This window comes from Paenibacillus yanchengensis, from assembly GCF_042684845.1.
Lineage (GTDB): Bacteria > Bacillota > Bacilli > Paenibacillales > Paenibacillaceae > Pristimantibacillus > Pristimantibacillus yanchengensis.
In genome coordinates, this window is sequence record NZ_JBHUMH010000064.1 from 99,838 (window position 1) to 122,173 (window position 22,336).

The following is a 22,336-nucleotide window of genomic DNA, read 5'->3' on the forward strand; positions in this document are numbered from 1 at the left end:
GACAAGAAATGATTTACATTACGGTGTACAATTACATGTCATCAAAATAATGATAACTGATTACTTTCTGGTAATCCTCGAAAACAACCCATCTCATTAAGCATTTCAACTATCGTTTTTGTTGCTTTCGATCGTTGTTGAAAATCTTCAATCGACAAGTATTCTCCAGCATCCCGAGATGCGGCAATGTTACGAGCAGCATTATCTCCTATTCCAGCTAGTGCTGAAAATGGTGGAATTAAACTCTGTCCATCAATAACAAAATCAGTACCTTCGGATCGATATAAATCAATTGGTTTAAATGAGAAACCACGTGCAGTCATTTCTAATGACATCTCTAGTTGAGACACCATACTTTTTTCTTTTGGAGTAGCGTTAAAGCCTTTGGCTTCAATTTCTTCTAATTTCCGCTTAATAGCATCGTAACCTTGACATAGTAATTCTATATCAAAATCATCGGCACGAACGGTAAAGTAGGTAGCATAAAATTCAATCGGATAATATAGTTTAAAATATGCAGTACGTACAGCAGAAATAACGTAAGCGGCAGCATGCGCCTTAGGAAACATATATTCGATTCTTAAACAAGAATCAATATACCACTGTGGCACTTTGCACTTCTTCATTTCTTCTATCCATTCTGGAGTCAGTCCACGTCCTTTACGAACGCTTTCTGTAATGGTAAAAGCAAGTGATGCATCCATACCAGCTTTGTAAATTAAGTATAGCATAATATCATCACGACAGCCGATTACCGTTTTAATCGTACACGTACCATTTTTAATTAGCTCTTGCGCATTACCAAGCCATACACCGGTACCATGTGATAACCCCGAAATTTGTAACAAGTCAGCAAAGGAAGAGGGTTCGGTTTCTTCTAGCATCTGTCTTACAAACTTTGTTCCCATCTCGGGCACACCATACGTAGCGACTGGAGAACGTATTTGCTGTGGCGTTACTTCAAGCGCAGTGGTGGAGTTAAATAAACTCATCACTTTGCTGTCATTCATTGGAATGGTGATCGGGTCTACACCAGTTAGATCTTGTAGCATCCGCATCATCGTCGGATCATCGTGACCCAGTATATCGAGCTTCAATAAATTTTCATCAAACGCATGATAATCAAAGTGAGTCGTTTTCCATTCCGCATTTACATCATCGGCAGGAAACTGAATAGGCGTAACATCTTCAACATCCATATAATCTGGTACTACAACTATTCCGCCTGGATGCTGACCGGTACTTCGTTTAACTCCGGTACAACCGTTAGCCAATCTAGCTAGTTCAGCGCCGCGCCATTTTTTATGATGTTCTTCTTCGTATTTTTTGGAGAAACCATAGGCTGTTTTTTCGGCTACCGTACCAATCGTTCCTGCGCGAAACACATTTTCTGCTCCAAACAATACTTTCGTATAATTATGTGCAATTGGCTGATAATTTCCCGAAAAGTTTAGATCTATATCGGGAACTTTATCTCCTTTAAAACCAAGAAAGGTTTCAAAGGGAATATCTTGCCCTTCGCCTTTCATGATTTGCTCACAATTCGGGCAGGGTTTATCTGGTAAGTCGAAACCACTAGGAACGCTACCATCCAAAAACCACTCGCTATGGCGACATGCTGAATTTCGACATAAATAATGAGCAGGCAGTGGATTCACTTCTGAGATACCGAGAAACGTTGCTACTACCGAAGAACCAACGGAACCACGAGAACCGACTAAATAGCCATCTTCGTTCGATTTTTTCACAAGTTTTTCTGAGATTAAATAGTTTGCCGAAAAACGATATTTTATTATAGGTACAAGCTCTTTTTCGAGCCTGTCCACCACCACTTGAGGTAATGGTTCGTTATACATACGGATCGCTGTTTCGTAGCATGTATTTCTGATTTCTTCGTCAGCCCCGTCAATATTAGGAGTAAACAATTCTTTCGGAAACATATCATACGCTTCAAAGCGATCAAGCAATGCATTCGTATTCGTAACAACTACTTCCATCGCTCTTGCTTCACCTAGAAAAGCAAATTCCTCTAACATCTCTTCCGTTGTACGGAAATGAGCATCTGGCTTACGCATCGACTTCAGCGGGCTAAATCCCGTTATACCATGTATCGTAATATCACGATATATTTTATCTCGCGGATGCAAATAATGGACATTTCCGGTGGCGATTACTGGTTTTTCTAATTGATCAGCAATTTGGCATATTTTTCGCATCGCTTGTTCAATTTCTGCACGGGAGCGAACTAAGCCTCTCTCCACTAAGTGCATATAAAAGTCGATTGGTTGTATTTCCAGTACATCATAAAAACGTGCGACTTCCATCGCTTCTTCCATTGTTTTATTAAGCACTGTTTCAAAAAATTCCCCTTTTTCGCAGCCCGATATAACGAGTAAACCTTCACGAAGTTCAACTAATTTACTTTTCGGAATAATAGCTACTCTTTTAAAATACTCGGTATGAGAAAGTGAGATTAGTTTAAATAAATTTTTCTTACCTACAGCATTTAATGCATAAATATTACAATGAAACGGTCTAATGTTAGTAATATTTAAACCGGCATAACTATTTAAATCAGCTAGATTTACTATATCTCGTTGTTCTGCATCTTTAACTAAACCGTATAAAACTCCTGCAAGGGCAATCGAGTCATCGATAGCTCGGTGATGATTATCTAAACTTACTTTATATTTATCTGATAGCGTATTTAAACGATGATTTTTCATAGTTGGATACAAAAACCTAGCTAATTCAAGCGTATCAAGCAATGGGTTTTTAATAAGTGGAATACCGAATGCTTGACAGTTTGCATCCAAAAACCCAATATCAAACTTTGCGTTATGTGCCACCAAAACGGCATCGCCAATAAATGTAACAAACTCTCTTAGTTTAGGTTCTAATTCAGGTGCATTTCGGACCATATCATCATTAATATTCGTCAGTTGTTGTATATTGTAAGGAATACTTTCATGAGGATTAATAAAGGTCGAGAAGCGATCTATTTCTTTTCCATCTTTCATTTTAACGCCAGCTAGCTCGATAATTTTACTATTGGTAATGGATAAACCAGTCGTCTCAATATCAAATACTACATAGGTCGCTGTTTTCAGATCCTCACTACGAGGATTGAATACCATTACAACATCATCATTAATGACGTTTGCTTCTAATCCATACAACAGCTGGATGCCATGTTTTTTGGAAGCCTTTACTGCTTCGGGATAACATTGCACATTACTATGATCTGTAACGGCTAAAGCTTTATGTCCCCATTTTGCTGCCGTTTTTGCATAAGAATCGATATTGGCTACAGCATCCATCGCACTCATCGTCGTATGCAAGTGAAATTCAACTCGTTTTTGCTCTGCTTTATCCATTCGTTCTGGTGGGGAAAATGCTTCATGGAGATCATTTGGCATCATCACTAATTCTGGTTCTTGCATAAAGCGATCATACTCTACTCTACCTCTAGCTTTTACCCATTTACCATTTGCTAGATTAGATAAAACTTTTACATCTTCTTTTGTTTTGGCAAACATCTTCATAGCCAATGAATCTGTATAGTCTGTCAAATTAAAAATAAATAGTGTGCTACCGTTACGTAATTCTTTTCGATCAAGCCCAAAGACAAGTCCTTGTACAGTAACCCGTTTTTCTTCATCTTGAATTTGTGACATCGGCGTTGCTATTTCTTTAATATCATAACCGACGGCTAACCTAACTTCTTCATCCTGCTCTGATTCTTGTCTTGTAGCTGCTTCAATCATCATTTCTTCAATATGGTCTCGTTCCTCTTGTTCAATCCGTTGCATAAACTGCTCATATTCTCCTTGAGCCAATTCCCCTGCAACTAATTTCACTTGAACTTTTCGATCAAAAAAAGTTTTGTAGAATGAGATAATATGTTGATCTATTTGTTTTTTCTCTGCTAGCTGTACCCCTGTTTGATCATGTAACGTTACTGTAATATGAGTTCCTGCAACCTCAATGTTCGCTTTCTTCAACCATCCGTTCACTGAAGCTACTTCTTGCTCTATAAATGCTAAAAACAATGGCCAATATTGTGAAATAATATTTTCTGTATCTATTACTTCGTCATACGTAAATTGAAAAGAAACATTAGCTATATGCTCAAATTTCGTCTTCGCTGCTTCTGTAAACAATCGATAAGTTGTAAAGGGTAATATGGACGTCTTGCTTATGCAAAACGTCCATTCACGATTGTTTTTGCTTACTATGACCTGATCAATATAACCATCTTGAAAATAAGATTGAATAAGATCTTGCGGCAAGCCGATTTGTTGCAGTAACAATTCAAACCGGTGGCGCTTCTCCTGGGATAGGCTCATATCCTTCCTCTCCTCCTGTCAATCCGAATGAATTTACTATTATCAGTATTAATAAGCCCTTGCAAATACAACAGTATGTTTAGCAGCTTCATCACAAACTAAACATGTTTCTTTATGAACAGATGGTTCAAAAGGTATATTACGACTAGTAGCACCTGTTTCTTCTTTTACTTGCGCTTCACAAGCAGCTGATCCACACCAACCAGCTTCTACAAATCCACGTTTTTGTTCAAATAATTGTTTCATTTCATCTAAAGTATCGACTACGTTGCTGTTATCTACAATAAATTGCTTCGCACGCTCCAGCATCTCATCGTGAATTTCGTTCAGCAATTGATCAATTTCTGCTAGTAAATTGTCTTGTTGTACCATTCTTTTTTCACCAGTAACTCGTGATACTAGAACAACTTGACCGTTTTCCATATCACGTGGTCCTAATTCTAAACGAATGGGAATACCACGCATTTCATATTCATTAAACTTCCAGCCTGGACTTACATCAGCTCGATCGTCTACTTTTACTTTTATACCAGCTTGTTTTAATTCTTTATATAGTTCATCTACTCGACCAATCACTTGTTCTCTTGTTTTCGCAGGTCCAATTGGAATCATCACTACTTGTAATGGAGCAATTTTTGGTGGTAATACCAGTCCACGATCATCACCATGTACCATAATAACAGCACCGATCAACCGTGTCGTAACTCCCCAAGAAGTAGTATGAGCATATTGCAAATTATTTTCACGATCTAAATATTTAATATCAAAAGCTGTAGCAAATTTTGTGCCTAAATAGTGCGATGTACCAGCTTGTAAAGCACGACCATCTTTCATCATTGCTTCAATAGAATATGTATCTACTGCACCTGCAAAGCGTTCTGACGGTGTCTTTTGACCTTTAATAACAGGCATAGCGAGCATCGTTTCACAAAAATCAGTATAGATATCAAGCATTTGCATCGTTTCTGCTCGTGCTTCCTCTTCTGTTTCATGTGCTGTATGGCCTTCTTGCCATAGAAACTCACTCGTTCTTAAAAATGGTAATGTCCGTTTTTCCCAACGAATGACGTTAGCCCATTGATTAATTAATAAAGGTAGGTCTCGGTATGATTGAATCCATTTCGAATACATATGACCAAACATCGTTTCTGATGTTGGACGAATAGCTAGACGCTCTTCTAAAATATCGCCAGCAGCTTCAGTTACCCATGGCAACTCAGGATTAAAACCTTCGACGTGTTCTTTTTCTTTTTGAAAGAAACTTTCGGGAATCAGTAATGGAAAATAAGCATTCCGATGTCCGGTTTCTTTGAATCGACGATCCAAATCACGTTGAATATTTTCCCATAGCTCATAGCCGTCTGGACGAAATACGATACAGCCACGTACAGGAGAATAATCCATTAACTCTGCTTTTTTAATTACATCAATATACCATCTAGAGAAATCTTCCTGTTGAGGCGTTATTTCTGTAACAAACTGTTTATCTTTTGCCATCTTAAGTTGATTACTCCCCTCTAATTAATCGTAAAATATCGTTGTAAGTCACCACTAACATTAAAATCATCAACATCGCAAAACCAATAAAATGCACAAAGCCTTCTTTGGCTGCTTCAATCGGTCGACGACGAACTGCTTCTAACCCAAGGAACATTAATCGACTGCCGTCTAATGCTGGTACAGGTAATAAATTAAATATACCTAAATATAAACTCAATAGTCCCGTCCAGCGCGTTAATTGAACGATTCCTTGACGTGCAATTTCACTAGTAATTTCTGCTGTGCGAACTGGTCCTGCCAAATCATCCAGTTTAAATTGTAATGTAAATAACATTTTTAAACTTTGAAAAATTGTTACCGTCATGTCTTTCATTAACACTACAGGTTGCGTAAACGACTCTGACAATGTTGCTGATCTTGTGCCATATTTGGACACTAGTCCTATTTTCCCAATTCCATCTTCATTCGCAACTGGTGTTAATGTAACTTGTAGTGGTTGTCCATCCCGAAGAATATCCATTACTATTGGTTTACCTGCTGAAACACCAATAATATCTAACATTAAGTCGTAGTCAATTCCAATTTCTTGTCCATTTACAGCCTTAATTTCATCATTTTGCTGTAATTCGGTTGTAGCTGCGGGCATATTTTCCATTACTTCATTTACGAGTATTTTTTCGTTCACACCCGCCATTTGTACGTACGCAATAAACAAACCAAAAGCTAAAATAAAGTTCATCATTGGTCCAGCAAAAATCGTCATCGCTCGCTGCCCAACTGTTTTGCTATTGAATTGTCGATCATATGGTGCAATTTGGGTTTCCATTCCTCGCGCTACTAGATGCGTTTCACGAGCAACAGGATAGCTTTCGCTTACTCCATCAACAAGTAATGTCATCGTTAATTTATGTTCGATATCGACAGATTCTACTTCTCCACGCATGACATTACTGCGCTCATCTAATCGATCCAAATAAATTCTAGTGACAATATTATCTTTGAGACGAACGGCGACAGTTTGCCCGGGTTGTACTTCTACAAGCTCTGGATCTTCACCAGCCATTCGCACATAACCACCGATGGGTAACAAGCGAAGGGTGTAGTTTGTTTCATTTTTCTTCCAAGCTAATAGTTTAGGACCAAAACCAATAGCAAATTCACGAACTAAAATGCCAGCACGCTTCGCAAATATAAAATGGCCAAGTTCATGAATGGAAATAATGACAAAAAAGACCATTACTGTCGAAAAAACAACTTGAATTGTTTGCATATTTTATAGCCTCCTGTTCTTTACGGCCTGTACATAGATTATCATTATTCCCCTATATAAAACAAGAGAACCATAAATTACAGGATCTGCTTAAATAATGGCTGCATATTTCCTTGCCCATGTGTCGACTTCCAAAATACTTTCAGCATCTGTAATCGCCATTAGGTTATGATCGTTTATTACTGTTTCAATAATCCGTTCTATATCCAAAAAAGAAACTTCACGATTTAAAAATCGAGCTACCGCTATTTCATTAGCAGCATTGTAAACAGTAGGTGCAGATTGACCTAACTTACCACATTCAAAAGCCAGTTGCAGACATGGAAATCTTGTGTAATCCATCTCTCGAAACGTTAATTGTTGTATAGCAGTCAAGTTCAATCTTTTGGCAGGGGATTCAATTCGCTCTGGATAAGTAAGTGCATACTGTATTGGTACACGCATATCTGGATTTCCTAATTGCGCTATAATGCTGCTATCATCATATTCAACCATCGAATGAATAATACTTTCAGGATGAATAACGACATCAATTTGTTCATAAGGCATTCCAAATAGCCAGTGTGCTTCTATAACTTCTAATCCTTTGTTCACCATTGTTGCCGAATCTATTGTAATTTTAGCACCCATTGACCAATTCGGATGACGCAAAGCATCTTCGATTGTAACATTCGCCAGCTCTGATCGAGTTCGATCTCGAAATGATCCTCCAGAAGCTGTCAAAACTAGTTTATACACTGTTTTTAACTGCTCGCCATTCAAGCTTTGAAATAATGCCGAATGCTCACTATCAACCGGAATAATCGGAACATTGTAACGTGCTGCTTTTTCCATTACTAATTGCCCAGCTGTTACTAGCGTCTCTTTGTTAGCTAATGCGATAGTTTTACCTGCTTCAATAGCTGCAAGTGTTGCAGGAAGCCCTCTGCTCCCAACGATAGCAGTTACTACTATATCTGCTGCTGGATGTACTGCCGCTTCTATCAAACCTTCTTCTCCATATACAACCGTAATATGAGAAGGCAAATGCAGCTTTACTTGATCAGCTAATTGCTTCGTTGCCACAGATACTAGTTTGGGCGAAAACTGTTTCGCTTGTGAAATTAATAATTCTATATTTTGTCCTGCACTTAAAGCTACTACTTGAAAACGATCCGGATGAAAAGCAATTATTTCTAACGTCTGTGTTCCAATCGAACCGGTAGAGCCTAGTATCGCTATTTTTTTCATGTGTGCTCCTTCCTCTATACTGGAATTAGCCCTGTTAGTACTAATAATGGGAATACTATAATCCAGCTATCACAACGATCTAACACACCACCATGTCCAGGTAGTAATGTTCCAGTGTCTTTAATGCCCTTCACTCGTTTATAAGCGGATTGCATCAAATCACCTAACTGCCCGGCAACAGCAGCAATGGCTCCTATAAGGATCGCTCGATCTATTGCTAAAAACTCTGGTGAGAACAGCGTAATTAAACTAGCCGTTACAATTGCTAATAACACACCACCAATAGCACCTTCAATTGTTTTATTAGGACTGATATCTGGCCATAATTTATGTTTACCAATCGCTTTTCCAGTAAAATAAGCGCCAATATCAGACGACCATATGGAGCCAAATACAAGTAGCGCCCATAATAGACCATGTTGTTCCAGCAGTCTTACTTCTATCATAGCTGAAAAACCAAAACCAATATAAATCGCTCCAAGTACGACTAGTGCCGCCTTATCAATCGTATAGCGATTTTTTGAGAGAACTGTAATTAGCAATAAAATTGCAACTAGCGACCAAAGAACGAGCATAATGGATGGTGCTGTCATATTCCATGCTTGCCAAGGAATGACGAAGTACAATAAAGCGACAAATCCAACAACAGTCATTCCATCATACCACCGATGACCATTCATCCGAGCGAACTCGAAGAAACCAATAAGAGCGAGTAGAATCATAAGTGTTGCGTACCAGTTTCCACCTATAATTGTCATAGCGATGAAAAAGGCTCCTGCTAATACACCTGTTATTATTCGTTGTTTCACTTGGTCACACTCCGTTTTCGGATCTATAATCCTCCATAACGTCTAATACGCTGTTGATATTCTTTAACTGCTTCCATGAAATGTGCTTCCTTAAACTCAGGCCAGTACACATCAGTAAACCATAATTCACTATAAGCTAGTTGCCAGAGCATAAAATTACTAATTCTGAGCTCACCACTAGTTCGAATAAGCAAATCAGGATCAGGTAAATTCGATGATAATAATCTGCTAGATAAAGTTAGTTCGTCAATTTGATCCACTTGAAGTTGACCAGCTTGAACATCGCTAGCGATACTACGTATAGCTTCTACCATCTCTAGTCTACTGCCGTAATTCAATGCAAAATTCAACACTAATCCGGTATTGTTAGCTGTTTTTTCAACAGCTTGCTGAACTGCATAAAGTGTATGCTTTGGTAAATGTTCCTCGTACCCCATCATACGAACCTGCACATTATTAGCGATTAAATCATCTAATTCAATTTCTAAAAATTGCTGTGGAAGCTGCATTAAAAATTCAACCTCAGCCTTGGGTCGTTTCCAGTTTTCTGTCGAAAAAGCATACAGCGTCAAATATTTCACACCAATACGATTAGCTGTAATCGTTACTTGTTTGACAGCCTTCATCCCGGAATGGTGCCCTGCAACTCGTGGCAAGCCACGATCTTTTGCCCAACGGCCATTGCCATCCATAATAATCGCAACATGTTTGGGAATATTTTCTGTTGACTGTAATTCTACTTGCGGCATGGACGAGTTGCTAAGTCTGGCCAAAAGTCGCTTTATCATCCTGCTTCCCCCCAACCAATATCAAAAACCAAACCCCACCTGGCGGAGGGGCTAAACGATTATTAAACTTCCATAATTTCTTTTTCTTTAACAACAAGCACTTTATCTACTTCTGCAATATATTTATCTGTCGTTTTTTGGATATCTTCTTGATGACGACGTGATTCATCTTCAGAAATATCAGTTTTTTCCAATTTCTTCACATCATCATTGGCATCACGACGAATGTTACGAATGGCTACTTTAGCTTCTTCACCAAACTTTTTAGCTGTTTTTACTAGTTCCGCACGTCTTTCTTCGGTTAACATAGGAACGTTAATTCGAATTGCACTACCATCGTTAGATGGCGTTAAACCCAAATCACTTTTCATAATTGCTTTTTCTATGTCACCTAGAGATGATTTATCCCATGGTTGAATTAACAATGTTCGTGAATCAGGCGTATTAATATTAGCTAATTGATTGAGTGGAGTCATTGCACCGTAATATTCTACTTGGATACGATCAAATAGCGCTGGATTCGCTTTACCTGCACGTAGTGAAGTCAAATCACGTCTTAATGATGAAATTGCTTTTTCCATCCGTTCTTCCGCATTTTTCTTTACTTGTTGTGGCATTATTTAGCACTCCCTTTCACAATAGTTCCGATTTTTTCACCTAACACAACTCGTTTTATGTTTCCTTGCTCTGTAATTGAAAAAACGATCAGTGGAATGTTGTTATCCATGCACAAGGATGACGCAGTAGAGTCCATCACACCAAGGTTTTTGTTCAATACTTCTAAGTAAGTCAATTCTTTATACTTAACAGCAGTTGAATCTTTGAATGGATCCGCAGAGTAAACGCCATCTACTTTGTTTTTTGCCATCAAAATAACTTCTGCTTCAATTTCTGCAGCACGGAGCGCAGCAGTTGTGTCCGTAGAGAAGAATGGGTTTCCTGTCCCAGCAGCAAATATAACGACTCTACCTTTCTCCAAATGACGAATAGCACGTCTACGAATATACGGTTCCGCTATTTGTTGCATTGCTATGGATGTCTGTACACGGGTTGGTACTTCGATTTGCTCTAATGCATCTTGAAGTGCTAATGAGTTCATAACTGTTGCAAGCATTCCCATATAATCAGCAGTTGCACGATCTATCCCTTTGGCAGATCCAGCAATTCCTCTCCATATGTTACCGCCACCTACAACTATTGCTACCTCTACCCCAAGATCGATAACTTCTTTTACTTGATTAGCAATCGAAGAAATCATAGAAGCCTCAATTCCATACCCTTCATTGCCTGACAGAGATTCACCACTTACCTTCAATACGATTCGTTTAAATACTGGTTGTTCCAACTGCAATACCCCCATGCTAAGCACCTATATAAAGTGCGATTAATTAATACTATAACACTACACACCTATATAAGATGTGACACTTTCAGATCATTATTAGAAAAAAAAGGCGAGGCGGACGCCCCGCCCCGCCTGTGCGTTCGGATTACAAATTAGCTTGTGCCATAACTTCTTCAACGAAGTTATCTACTTTTTTCTCCATACCTTCACCAAGTTCGTAACGAACAAAGCGACGAATAGATACATTCTCACCAATTGTACTAATTTTTTCATTCACTAATGTTTCAATTGTTTTGTCTGGATCTTTAATGAACGATTGCTCTAGCAAGCAAAACTCTTCGTAGTATTTAGAAATACGGCCTTCGACCATTTTATCTACGATTTTTTCTGGTTTACCTTCATTCAATGCTTGGTTACGCAAAATTTCACGTTCTTTTTCAATTTCGCCACCAGGTACGTCTTCACGACGAACATATTTTGGATTAGAAGCAGCAATATGCATTGCTACATCTCTTGCGAATTCACGGAACTGATCTGTTTTTGCAACAAAATCTGTTTCACAGTTAATTTCTACAAGAACACCAATTCTGCCACCCGCGTGAATGTAGGACTCTACAACACCTTCTGTTGCAACACGTCCTGATTTATTTGCTGCAGCTGCAAGCCCTTTTTCACGTAGCAATGCAATTGCTTTATCAATATCACCATTAGTTTCATCCAATGCTTTTTTGCAGTCTAACATCCCTGCTCCTGTTCTTGCACGAAGATCTTTCACTGCGCTTGCACTAACTGCCATTGATACTACCTCCTAAAATTTTGAATATATTTATGTCCCAAAAAAAGGGTAGTGAGAGGTTTTCACCTATCTGACCACCCTTCATGTTAAACTATAAAGTTTATTAAGCTGTTGTATCTTCGCCTTGGTTAGCTTCAACGATAGCATCTGCCATCTTAGCAGTCAACAATTTAACTGCACGAATTGCATCGTCGTTACCAGGAATAACATAATCGATTTCGTCTGGATCACAGTTAGTATCTACGATACCAACAATTGGAATACCAAGTTTGCGAGCTTCTGCAACTGCAATACGCTCTTTACGTGGATCAATTACAAACAAAGCGCTTGGCAAGCCCTTCATTCCTTTAATACCACCCAAAAACTTCTCCAAACGATCTTTTTCCTTACGAAGAAGGATAACTTCTTTTTTAGGAAGAGCTTCAAACGTACCGTCTTCTTCCCAAAGTTCAAGTTTTTTCAAACGATCAATACGTTTTTGAATGGTTTGGAAGTTAGTTAACGTTCCACCCAACCAACGTTGATTGATGAAGTAGTTACCGCAACGCTCTGCTTCTTCTTTCACAGAGTCTTGCGCTTGTTTTTTAGTTCCAACGAACAGAACTGTGCCGCCTTCAGCAGCAATAGACTTAATGAAGTTATAAGCTTCGTCTACTTTTTTAACCGTTTTTTGCAAATCAATAATGTAAATCCCGTTTCTTTCAGTGAAGATATAACGATCCATCTTTGGGTTCCAGCGACGTGTCTGGTGACCAAAGTGTACTCCAGCTTCCAAAAGCTGTTTCATGGAAATAACCGCCATTTCTTCAACACCTCCTAGTATGGTTTGTATGATCCTCCGTCAGTCGCACTTTTCGTTAACACTTATACCGAGTATAAGCACCATTAACAAAATTGATTGACGTGTGTTTTAACACCAAAAATTAATATATCACACATCATTCAACGAAGCAAGGAAATAGAAGGATATTCAAGTGAATTAATTACAAGAGCGCTATGTAAACGTTTTATTTCGGTTATTTTCCTTCATCATGAACGACACAAGCGGCATCGACTACTATCCGCTCGGAATGCTGATTATATTCCGCTATTTCTTTGGATAATAACGGTTCGTTTTTTACTATGTCCATCGCTTGTGCAACAGTAATTTGCTCGTTAAATAAAAAACATCCTGCTCGAACGACTTGCTTTTTTTTGCGCATTTGTTTAATAAACTCGTCTTTATCCGTAATAATTTTCTTTTTATGTAACAAAGCTGCTGTAGAAGAAATGGTCTCACCCGGTGTGATGCGTATAATATGTTCTTTTTTTGAATCGACAGCAGCTATACTATTTGTTGCATTGTTTGTTTGTTTATTAGAAGAATTACTTGATGTATCCGCTTTTTCCTGTTCTTCTTCTATCACTACTTCTTCCAGTTCTTCGGATAGCGTAAGTGGAGTAGGTTGCGATTCCGAAGAAAAAACTTCTTCATGACTACGTAATTTTTTAGTACTAGCTTCTCCAACTACTATTAATTGTAACAAAATTGCCCCAATTATAATCCCTATCCCCAACCCTAGCAAAAATGAACGTTTATGCACGGTGTTTTTCCTCCTGCCGGGCAAGCTGGATAATTAATTGTACTTCCCCTTTATTGAGCTGCATTTGTTTGGCAATCATATCAATAGATTTACCACCATGATATAACTGTAACAATTGTTTATATCGATGCTGTATCGTCGTTGCCTGCTCCTCTGGTGATTCATTCGTTACTTGCATTTGCTCGACGATATCCTGTTCTGGTCCCTTTTCAATCGATCCCTGCTGTACCTTTACTAGCTCTTGTCGCTCTAATTGTCGGGATAATTGCAATAGCTGTTCCTCTAATTGCTTTACTTTTTGTTCATTAGAAGCTACTTGCGAACGTGAATTTTGTTGTGTTTCTTTCACAAGTTGTACTAGCGATTCATGGTCCTGCTCTGCCTGCATAAAATAGTGTTCCAACACATGCTCTATCTGCTCACTACTTTCTGCTTGTTTATTCGTCGTTTGACGACGCGGCATAGCAAACGCCAATACAGCAATTACTGCTCCAAGCAGTACGATATATTGCCATGGCTGCATCGTAGGCTGACCTTCTTTCTATTCAAAATCATAAAATTAATACATTATAGTGAAATATCTACATGATGACCTTTATAGGGATGAATAGGATCGGAAACGGTCTGACTTTTTTTTGCATCTACTTCGACTACTTCTTGATCGGACTGTTTATCCTGCTGACCTTTTTGTTCGCGAGCCTGTTCTTTTATGGTCATTTTTGCGGATTTTTCAAGTTTACTACTTTCTGTACGCATTTTTTCTGTTTCCTGTATGGACTGCTGAGCAAGCGCATTTTGATCTACTATCGGTTTTTGAGCTGCTTGACTCTTTAGTATACTGACGTCTTGTGTACGTGGAACAGACATTTGCATATCTAATGGTTTAAATGACATAAGCCGTCACCCTTTAAGTTTATTTATAATGGGTACATTACAATATCTCCTTCATAATAACGGAAAGAGACCCGTTTTGCACTATCCTTTATAAATTTAGTATACCGACCAATTACGATGCGACTACCGCCAAAAATTTGCCCTGTTACTTCAACTCTAGCTAATTCTGTACTGTCTAATGATTTTTCTATTTCTAGCACACGACTTTTAGCCTCATCGAGCTGATCTATTAATTGTCGCCGAGTAGTGTTAAACTTTAGTCGCATCGCTAATCGCTCCGGTGTCAGTTTTCCAGTCGCGGCCATTTGATCCAAGATCGTTAATGCTTTTTCAGTTTTATCGAGGTTTTCTGCTTCTGCTCGTATAACTTTTCTTAGTTCTAGTAGTTCTTCACGAAGGTGCGGTTGAACTCCAACCTCTATTACAGTAGTTGTACTCATCGCATTGCCAATCGTTCTAGCTAATACAGAAGTGCCAGCTTGCACCGTGCCACCGACGATAAGCCCACGATTACCTTCACATATAATATGTCCGCCAGCTTTAATTTGCGAGTGCATAATGCTTTGAGAGACAATAATATCTCCGCCACATGATACATTGGCATCTTGAATAAATGAACTGCGCAAAAGTTGACCGCTAGCCTTAATAAATCCTTTATGACCTGCCATAATGCCTCCTGTTACTTCAATAGAGCCACCAGCGATCAATTCCGCCCCTTCTACTCCACCAATTACCCGTATATCTCCATCTGCCTGAACTTTAAATCCGGTTAGTACATTACCTCTTATAACGACCGTCCCGACAAATGTAATATTACCAATGCGATAGTCAACATCACCATTAATTTCATATAAAGGAAAAACGTTGACTTTATCTCGATCTGTAAGAGAAATAATGCCATCAATAGTAGCATACATCGTTTTTTGTTCTTCCGAAATAACGACATTTTTTCCTGGCTTAAAACGAGCCGGTTTGCCCAACTTCGCTGGTATTATATCTCCCGTAACGGTGCGCCCTGGTTCACCTACGCCAGGCTCCATTAATCGAGCAACTGGCTGCCCTTGCCGTACATTTTCTAGTGTCATAATATTTTTCAAATCTACTTTATCTATATCTTCTTTACTGCTTTGTTGCTCACTTTTAGATACTTTTCCAAGTAAATAATCAATATAACCATCGTTTCCAGACACAGCAGATTCACCTACCGCTACTACTGGCTGCTCGCGCAAAAAGTCTAAAGGCTGCGTACATATTTGCTGTAACACCTGCTCTATGAAGCCGAATACGATTCCTTTGGACTGAAGAAAGGCACGAAGTTGTTCCACGGTAATAGAAAAATCATCAGTTAGACGAATAAATGTGATTGAAGCGGATAATTTATCTGCTGAGAAATGAACCTTAATAAATGTATCCAACTGTTCTACATTCAATGTATAGCCTCCTCGCCTTACACAGTACAATAATAATCATATTAATGTTGCATTAATTGATCTTTATACTTCTCCATTACTCCACGTAGTCGAAGTATTGCTCTAGAATGTAATTGCGATATTCTGGAAGGAGATAACGACATGACTTCAGCTATTTCACTAAGTGTCAGCTCTTCAAAATAAAAGAGTGAGATAACGATCCGTTCTTTTTCCGTTAACCGTTCGATTCCTTTACTTAATTCTTGTTTTAAATAAAGATCATGTACCGTTTGTTCTGGTTTTTTTACTTTATCATCTACTAGAAGCGTCATTCTTGTTTCACTTTCTTCATCGCGAATCGGATCTTCTAAAGAATATATAGTGGAAACGGACACCTCTTGCAGCATTTGCAGAAATTCCTTTTCGGATATTTGCAAATGGTTACTAATTTCAGCATCTGTTACAGAACGCATATACCTTTGCTCTAAAATCTGATAGGCATCCTCGATCTTTTTAGCTTTTTCACGAACGGAACGTGGTACCCAATCACCTTGACGCAAACCATCAATAATAGAACCTCTAATCCGAAATGATGCATATGTTTCAAATTGTAACCCTCGCAAATAATCAAACTTCTCAATTGCGTCTATTAAACCCATCACACCATTACTCGCCAAATCGTCACGAATGACATTTTTGGGTAATCCGATCGCCATACGATTTGTAACATAATCCACCAGTGGCAAATAGGTTTCAATTAGTTGCTGTCTTGCTTCTAAATCACCTTGTTCACGCCACTGCTGCCATAGATGAAAATTTACCAAATGAGGTGATTTCAGCTCAGCCATTTACTCACTCCTTTGTTAAGTGACGAATTGCTTTCGCCAATTCCTCTGGTTCTGCATTAGTTTTCGCAGATACAAACTGCGGAGGATTAAGCGGTTTGAAATTTTCGCTAGTTCCTTGCTCAACTTGAGTACCTTCATGCTCATTTAATGAATCTTTTAATAATTGATTCAGCTCATCTGATTGTTCAGGAGTAGCTACATCAATGCTTTTCCCTGCTTGTTGATTCGTTGTATTATCATTCTCCAGCGTAGTATTAACTACTTGCTTAGGAGAAGGCTTTATAATTAGCGATAAAATTATTCGAATGGGATAGGCAGTAATAAAAAAAGCAACAAATGCATATAAGCTTCGGAGAAGTACCGTTGTAAGTATATTGCTAGAAATTGAAAATAATAACGTTAATAAAGCGCCCAACCATGCTAGCAATAAATTCCATCGCCAACTACCAATCATTTTAAATCTCCTTTACGCCATATTGCACACTTCGTATCATTAAAATGCCTGTATGACTATCTAGCTCAATCGTTCTTCCATACCCTCCACCTGTATCTTGTGCATGAAGTGGGATACGTAATTGTTCAAGCAATAACGTACAAGCTTCCACATTTCGTGGGCCTATCCGCAAAGAATCGGTTTGTGCTGCGAAAGCAAACATTTGTGCTCCACCTGCCATTTTAGCTACTAACCGTTCGCGTTTTGCACCAGTATGCTCCATCAGCTTTATTAATTTAGGAATAGCTGTATCTGCATACTTGGCTTCATTAAAGGTAGCGTCACGAGCAATGGAAGATGATGGTAACATGACATGAGCCATACCTGCGATCTTCGCTACTTGATCAAACAAAGTTAAACCTACACAAGAACCAAGTCCGGTTGTTTTTAAAAGATGACCGTGGCTCGCTATGTTTAAATCAGCCATACCAACTTTCACCAAATTAGTTTGCATCATCCAAAACCGACTCCCAAAGCGTGAAATATTTTTTCAAAAGATAATGGATCGGGAATAAAGAAAAACTGACCATTCAACGCTTGGTAACCTTCTAAAAACGCGGTTTCTATTAACAAAGCGGAATCTCCCATTTCTCCATACTGCATAAGTCCATAATTCAATATCGCACCGGCCATATCATATGCAATGACTGGCACCGAAGGTTGCAGTGTTAATTTGGTGAAGTCAGCTAATGATGATAAATAGGATCCGGCTAAAATATTGCTAATTTCGCATAACGTAGAGAGTTCGAGTTCGGTGTAACTTAATGACTGCTCCTCTGTAGTTGGTAACAAATGATCTAGTAACCGTCTGGCAGTTTCATCATCCATTATATAAAACATATTGCCAGGCGCATCGCCTTCTACTCGCAAAAAAATAGCAACGACTACTTCTTCCGCTCCGCCTACTTGTTCAGCAACTTGTTCAAAAGGAAGTAAACTAACTTCAGGAACCGCCATATCAATCGGTTTGTTAAGTAAGGTAGAAAGAGCCGTAGCTGCATTACCTGAACCAATATTACCTACTTCTTTAAGGACATCAAATTCAAAAGCTTCTAAGCGGCTCAAAATATCCACTGCCTTACACCTCAAGCTCTTCTAATTGAATAATTTCTTGTTTATTTAACACTTCCTGCAAGTTTAGCATAATCAATAACCGCTCTTCGCCTATTTTCGCTATGCCGTGCAAATACTTTGCCTTAATCCCTCCAACGATCTCTGGTGGATTATCGATCGTACTAGTGTCAATATCAATAACGTCATTCGCCGCATCTACAATAAACCCAACTTCAATATCGTTGACTTTCACAACAATAATACGAGAGTGTTCATTCACTTCTGTTTCAGGCAAACTAAATCTTCCTCGCAAATCAATAACTGGAATAACCGAACCTCTTAAATTAATAACTCCTTTAATAAAAGGTGCAGTTTTCGGTACGCGTGTAATCGGCAACATCCGCTCTATCGTTTGTACTTTGTCTACTTCTATACCGTATTCCTCATTACCTAGAGCAAAAACAATTACTTTGAGTTCTTCTGACATAATACTACCCCTCCTTATTTTATCAGTGCATTTGTATCAATAATTAAAGCAACATACCCATCACCTAATATCGTTGCTCCGCTAACAGCTGGTATATTGGCTAAATAGTTACCCAATGTTTTTAATACAATTTCGCTTTGCCCAATAAACTCATCGATGACTACTGCTGCTATTTTATCGCCTTTACGTATAATAACTACTTCATGCTCTTCTTCCGCAGTTTCATCGTAATTTGGGCATTGCAACACTTTGCTTAGCGAAACGAGTGGTATAATTGCTCCACGGAAATCAATCATCGGCTGACCATGAATTTGTTTAATTTGTTGTCTGTTTACAATCGCAGTTTCCATAATCGAAGATAAGGGAAGGGCATATTTTTCTGTCCCCATTTTAATTAACATCGCAGAAATAATCGACAGCGTCAGTGGTAACTGAACAGAAAATTTTGTGCCTTTTCCTTGCTCTGATACGATAGTGACATCGCCGCTAAGCGAGCTAATTTTACTTCTAACAACATCCAGCCCAACTCCTCGACCAGAAACATCAGACACTATATCCGCTGTACTAAAGCCAGGTGCAAATATTAACATATGAATTTCTTCTACACTAAGCTTTGCTGCTTCGTCTACAGTAATAATGTTTCTTTTAATCGCTGTTTGCTTTACTTTTTCTGTATTGATACCACGCCCATCTTCTTCCACTTCAATAAAGACATGATTACCACTATGAAAAGCACGAAGCTCTATAGTGCCCACCTCTGGTTTACCGGCAGCAAGCCGCTCTTCTATACTTTCTATACCATGATCAATTGAATTTCGCAGTAAATGTACGAGTGGATCACCAATTTCATCGATAACTGTTCGATCTAGTTCCGTTTCAGCCCCTGTTATAACTAACTCGATTTTTTTGTTAAGGTTACGAGCTAGATCACGAACCATACGTGGGAAGCGGCTAAATACTGTTTCAACAGGTACCATTCGTAGTTTGAGGACAATATTTTGCAAGTCTGTACTTACTCGAGCCATATGTTCTACCGTTTCTTGCAAATCCGATCGATTAATTTCAGATGCCAGCTGTTCTAGACGTACTCTATCAATGAGCAATTCACTAAATAAATTCATTAATGAATCAAGTCGGTCAATATCTACTCGAATAGTACGGGTCACCACTTGTGAGCCATTAGTAGATTTTGTTGTTTCTTTCGAAACAGTATCCTTTTTCTGTATAGCCATAGCTGTAGCTGTTTTGTCTGAGTTAGTTGTAGATACAGCTGTATTTTGCGATTTAGTCGACTGTTGATTAACTGGTGTAGTGGATTGGTTCTTTTCTATGCTAGCTTCAGCAATACTGGTCTGAACAGTAACTGCCGTTTGCATCATGGTATCGACAGACTCCGCGTCAAGCAGAACAACTTCTACTTGCTCCACTTCCGAAATGTTCAGCAATTGCTGTTGTAAATCTGCTTGTTCTAACTTACTGATGACAAATACTGAAAACGTATGCTCAAATCGCTCCTGCTCCAAATCTTGAACAGAAGGATAGGACTGAATCACTTCTCCTATTCTTTCAAGTAATTCAAATATCATATAAGCTCTGACACCTTTTAGTAGACAACTAGAGCTAAGCTGTACACGAATATAATACACTTGGTGTCCCATCTCGATCGATTGCAGTAAGATAGTAGCTTGATAAGGGTCTAAACTACTGGAAGATACAGCGTTGTTATCTTCCTCTTCTATTTCGCTCGCTACAACGGCAGTTTCTGCCGGATTCGCGGCATTATCTTTATATTTATAGTCCGTTTGTAAAATAGTACGTAAAGCGTCATTAATGTGAGTGACCTCACCTTTACCGCTGCCACCATTGGTAATATCAGAAACCATTGATTCCAGTGCATCAAGCCCTTGGAATAACGTATCAAATATAAAGCCATCCATTTGTAATTTACTATTTCGAACGAGATCTAATACATTTTCCATCTCATGAGTTAATGAAGCTAAATCTTCATATCCCATTGTAGCTGCCATTCCTTTTAGTGTATGAGCAGATCGAAAGATAGATTGTACAATTTCAATATTTTCTGGTGAATTTTCAAGTTGTAATAAGTTTTCATTCAGAGATTGCAAATGATCGTTAGATTCATCAATAAACATTGATAAATATGCATTCATATCCATCCTATAACACCCCCTATAATGTAAACGCGCTTTCTATAACAATGGAATATTACATAATAACAGATTGTAAATATTGGGCGACATTCGTCAATGGCGTAATTGTAGTCGCTGCCCCGAGTTCTATTGCTGCTCTAGGCATTCCAAACACTATACAAGTTTCTTCTGATTCCGCTATAGATGATACCGCTCCATTATCTAGCAATTGCTTCATTCCTCTAGCACCATCACTGCCCATACCAGTCAACAAAACGCTATGACGTTTTAATTGTTGAAACGGAACTACTGATTCAAACAAAACATCAACTGATGGACGATGCCCGTTCCGGTGTGGAGTTTGCGATAGCTGGATGCGGAATTCATTATGCTCTTTGATCAGTTCCATATGCTGACCACCAGGAGCTACATAACAACAACCAGCTTCAACGACTTGATTATGCACTGCCTCTGTTACTTGTATTTTGCTAAAATGATCTAAGCGCTCTGCTAATGACTTTGTAAATCTCGGAGGCATATGCTGCACGACTAAGATCGGTGCTGGAAAATTAGCGGGTAGTTCCGTAATGACTGCGTGTAGCGCTCGTGGACCTCCTGTAGAAGCACCAATTACTACAATGTGTTCAAAGGTTTGATCAGAAAGTCGCTTTTTCGGTAGATGCGTTACAACAGTTGACACTTGTCTAATTTTTTCTTTTGCTAATTTTGTGGCATTATCTGCTTTTGCCAAACGTGGATCTATTTTGCTAGAACTACGGTTTATCGTAGATAAATCATCTTTCTTTGTATCTTTTAGCTTATTCTCCATTACCACTTTTCGGTTGTGCGGCTTACTCTTGTTTTCTGGAATAATGCGATCCATGTTATCTGGTTTCGTTATTTTATCTATAAGTAGCGTTTTTTTAGCTGTTACTGCAAATTTTAATTTTTCTAGTAGTAACTCTCCAACTTCTGTAATATGCTGCGACAAATTACCTACAGTTGGTTTGCGAATAAAGTCAAACGCTCCATGCTGCAATGCTTTGATCGTTTCTTGTGTATTATGTTCACTAATACCAGATAGCATAATAATTGGAATGGGGTATTCTTTCATAATTTGTTGCAAAGCATCTATACCATTCATTACAGGCATTTCCAAATCCAACGTTACTGCATCTGGCTTTAACTGTTTTACTGCTTCGACTGCTTCAAGCCCATTCACTGCCACTCCGATAACTTCAAACTCACTATCACGCATAATTAAATCACTAATAATTTTTCTCATAAATGCAGAGTCATCAACGACAAGAATACGGTAAGGAGTCATACGTT

At 38.6% G+C, this 22,336-nt stretch carries 21 protein-coding genes; all 21 read right to left on the bottom strand.

The genetic code is table 11. The annotated features are described in order from the left end of the window. Positions 1–41 precede the first annotated feature (41 nt). Positions 42–4,349 carry a PolC-type DNA polymerase III gene (locus ACFSTH_RS20320; RefSeq protein WP_377773323.1) on the bottom strand — a complete coding sequence of 1,436 codons (4,308 nt, stop codon included), beginning with the start codon at positions 4,347–4,349 and terminating at the stop codon, positions 42–44. Positions 4,350–4,397: 48 nt separating this feature from the next. After that, the gene (proS, locus tag ACFSTH_RS20325; RefSeq protein ID WP_377773325.1) at positions 4,398–5,846 is read right to left on the bottom strand and encodes a proline--tRNA ligase; all 1,449 of its coding nucleotides are present in this window, start codon (positions 5,844–5,846) and stop codon (positions 4,398–4,400) included. Positions 5,847–5,856: 10 nt separating this feature from the next. Continuing rightward, positions 5,857–7,119 carry an RIP metalloprotease RseP gene (gene rseP / locus ACFSTH_RS20330; protein WP_377773327.1) on the bottom strand — a complete coding sequence of 421 codons (1,263 nt, stop codon included), beginning with the start codon at positions 7,117–7,119 and terminating at the stop codon, positions 5,857–5,859. Positions 7,120–7,209: 90 nt separating this feature from the next. Further along, positions 7,210–8,349: a 1-deoxy-D-xylulose-5-phosphate reductoisomerase gene (locus ACFSTH_RS20335; RefSeq protein WP_377773329.1), complete on the bottom strand. Its 1,140-nt coding sequence runs from the start codon at positions 8,347–8,349 to the stop codon at positions 7,210–7,212. A 14-nt stretch (positions 8,350–8,363) separates the two neighbouring features. Continuing rightward, positions 8,364–9,158 (bottom strand): phosphatidate cytidylyltransferase, encoded by a 795-nt coding sequence (locus ACFSTH_RS20340; protein ID WP_377773331.1) that lies wholly within the window; start codon positions 9,156–9,158, stop codon positions 8,364–8,366. Between the two features lie 23 nt (positions 9,159–9,181). Beyond that, entirely contained in the window at positions 9,182–9,946 is a 765-nt protein-coding gene (locus ACFSTH_RS20345; protein WP_377773334.1) for an isoprenyl transferase, read from the bottom strand. A gap of 62 nt (positions 9,947–10,008) precedes the next feature. Beyond that, positions 10,009–10,563 (bottom strand): ribosome recycling factor, encoded by a 555-nt coding sequence (gene frr, locus ACFSTH_RS20350; RefSeq protein WP_377773336.1) that lies wholly within the window; start codon positions 10,561–10,563, stop codon positions 10,009–10,011. Next, positions 10,563–11,291, bottom strand: a complete 729-nt coding sequence (gene pyrH, locus ACFSTH_RS20355) for a UMP kinase (RefSeq protein WP_377773338.1) — start codon at positions 11,289–11,291, stop codon at positions 10,563–10,565. The genes frr and pyrH overlap by 1 nt, the downstream gene beginning before the upstream one ends. 145 nt (positions 11,292–11,436) lie before the next feature. Further along, on the bottom strand, positions 11,437–12,087 hold the full coding sequence (gene tsf / locus ACFSTH_RS20360; RefSeq protein WP_377773340.1) for a translation elongation factor Ts: 651 nt from the start codon (positions 12,085–12,087) through the stop codon (positions 11,437–11,439). A 103-nt stretch (positions 12,088–12,190) separates the two neighbouring features. Beyond that, complete coding sequence (gene rpsB, locus ACFSTH_RS20365; RefSeq protein WP_377773342.1) at positions 12,191–12,889, bottom strand: 30S ribosomal protein S2; 699 nt, start codon at positions 12,887–12,889, stop codon at positions 12,191–12,193. Between the two features lie 214 nt (positions 12,890–13,103). Further along, the gene (locus ACFSTH_RS20370; protein ID WP_377773344.1) at positions 13,104–13,670 is read right to left on the bottom strand and encodes a hypothetical protein; all 567 of its coding nucleotides are present in this window, start codon (positions 13,668–13,670) and stop codon (positions 13,104–13,106) included. Next, positions 13,663–14,193: a DUF6115 domain-containing protein gene (locus tag ACFSTH_RS20375; protein ID WP_377773346.1), complete on the bottom strand. Its 531-nt coding sequence runs from the start codon at positions 14,191–14,193 to the stop codon at positions 13,663–13,665. Before ACFSTH_RS20375 ends, ACFSTH_RS20370 begins: the two co-directional genes overlap by 8 nt. Positions 14,194–14,237: 44 nt before the next feature. Further along, positions 14,238–14,564: a hypothetical protein gene (locus tag ACFSTH_RS20380; protein ID WP_377773348.1), complete on the bottom strand. Its 327-nt coding sequence runs from the start codon at positions 14,562–14,564 to the stop codon at positions 14,238–14,240. Between the two features lie 23 nt (positions 14,565–14,587). Further along, positions 14,588–15,994: a DUF342 domain-containing protein gene (locus ACFSTH_RS20385; protein WP_377773350.1), complete on the bottom strand. Its 1,407-nt coding sequence runs from the start codon at positions 15,992–15,994 to the stop codon at positions 14,588–14,590. 41 nt (positions 15,995–16,035) lie between these two features. Beyond that, positions 16,036–16,821: a FliA/WhiG family RNA polymerase sigma factor gene (locus ACFSTH_RS20390; protein ID WP_377773352.1), complete on the bottom strand. Its 786-nt coding sequence runs from the start codon at positions 16,819–16,821 to the stop codon at positions 16,036–16,038. A 4-nt stretch (positions 16,822–16,825) separates the two neighbouring features. Then, positions 16,826–17,275, bottom strand: coding sequence for a hypothetical protein (locus tag ACFSTH_RS20395; protein ID WP_377773354.1), 450 nt, complete (start codon positions 17,273–17,275; stop codon positions 16,826–16,828). A 1-nt stretch (position 17,276) separates the two neighbouring features. Further along, positions 17,277–17,771 carry a chemotaxis protein CheD gene (locus ACFSTH_RS20400; RefSeq protein WP_377773356.1) on the bottom strand — a complete coding sequence of 165 codons (495 nt, stop codon included), beginning with the start codon at positions 17,769–17,771 and terminating at the stop codon, positions 17,277–17,279. After that, entirely contained in the window at positions 17,768–18,388 is a 621-nt protein-coding gene (locus ACFSTH_RS20405) for a chemotaxis protein CheC (protein WP_377773358.1), read from the bottom strand. The genes ACFSTH_RS20400 and ACFSTH_RS20405 overlap by 4 nt, the downstream gene beginning before the upstream one ends. 4 nt (positions 18,389–18,392) lie before the next feature. Further along, positions 18,393–18,854 (bottom strand): chemotaxis protein CheW, encoded by a 462-nt coding sequence (locus tag ACFSTH_RS20410; protein WP_377773360.1) that lies wholly within the window; start codon positions 18,852–18,854, stop codon positions 18,393–18,395. A gap of 14 nt (positions 18,855–18,868) precedes the next feature. Continuing rightward, the gene (locus ACFSTH_RS20415; protein ID WP_377773362.1) at positions 18,869–21,031 is read right to left on the bottom strand and encodes a chemotaxis protein CheW; all 2,163 of its coding nucleotides are present in this window, start codon (positions 21,029–21,031) and stop codon (positions 18,869–18,871) included. Between the two features lie 49 nt (positions 21,032–21,080). Further along, on the bottom strand, positions 21,081–22,331 hold the full coding sequence (locus tag ACFSTH_RS20420; protein ID WP_377773364.1) for a protein-glutamate methylesterase/protein-glutamine glutaminase: 1,251 nt from the start codon (positions 22,329–22,331) through the stop codon (positions 21,081–21,083). Between the last annotated feature and the right edge of the window lie 5 nt (positions 22,332–22,336).